Genomic DNA, 760 nt, shown 5'->3' with positions numbered 1-760 from the left:
GGGGCGGAGCTGGGCGCAGCCGCGCAGCATGTCCTCGGCGGACTGCTCGATGTTCCCGGCGGGGCTCTGCGCGGCCACGCAGATCTGCTCCAGCTTGACCCAGACGGCCCAGCTGCCGAGCGGGGTGAGGGTCGCGTGGCCGTCGCCGTGGGTGAGGGCGCCGACGGAGGCCAGCGCCCGCACGGCCCAGTCCAGGAGGGGGGCGAGGGGGGCGTCGGCGGGCGCGTCGTCCGGGGCGGCGAGCGGGGCGGGGACGCCGGGGGCGTAGGTGACCTCGCAGCGCTCGGTGCGCAGTTCGGTGACGCGCTGCTCCAGCAGGTCGAGCAGCTGCTCGACGGGCACCGGGCCTGCGGAGAGCTGGAGGAAGGAGAGCACCTGGGGCATGGCCGAGACGACCTCGGCGACGGCGGCCGGTTCGTGGTCCGCCGGTTCGGGGCAGGCGAGCGACCAGGCGTCGAAGAGGGCGACCCAGCCGCGCAGTACGGCGCTGTCGTCGCGGTCCCAGGCGCGCAGGCGCCAGCCGGGGCGGGCACTGTCGCCGTGCACCTCGACGAGTCCGGCGAGGCGGGCGGTGTCCCAGTCGGCGCGGATCTGACGGGTGGAGAGACCGAGGTCGGCGGCCGCGCGGGCGGCGGTCGCGTCGGAGAGGGTGGCCTTGCCGTCGGCGGTGGCGGCGTCGCTGCCGGGGCCGAGGGCGGCGTCGGCCCAGCGTGCGACGCGGACCGGGCCGGCCAGGCCGACGCGTGCCATTCTGGCCAGT

Annotated in this window: 1 pseudogene; it reads right to left on the bottom strand. The window is 77.4% G+C overall.

The features are described from left to right. Positions 1 to 750: pseudogene (locus GTW40_RS20075) on the bottom strand (hypothetical protein); the annotation flags it as partial. Between the last annotated feature and the right edge of the window lie 10 nt (positions 751 to 760).

The organism is Streptomyces sp. SID4985 (assembly GCF_009863025.1).
In the GTDB taxonomy this organism is placed as follows: Bacteria; Actinomycetota; Actinomycetes; order Streptomycetales; family Streptomycetaceae; genus Streptomyces.
The sequence above is the reverse complement of the archived record's forward strand: the minus strand, read 5'-3'. Positions and strand labels throughout refer to the sequence as shown.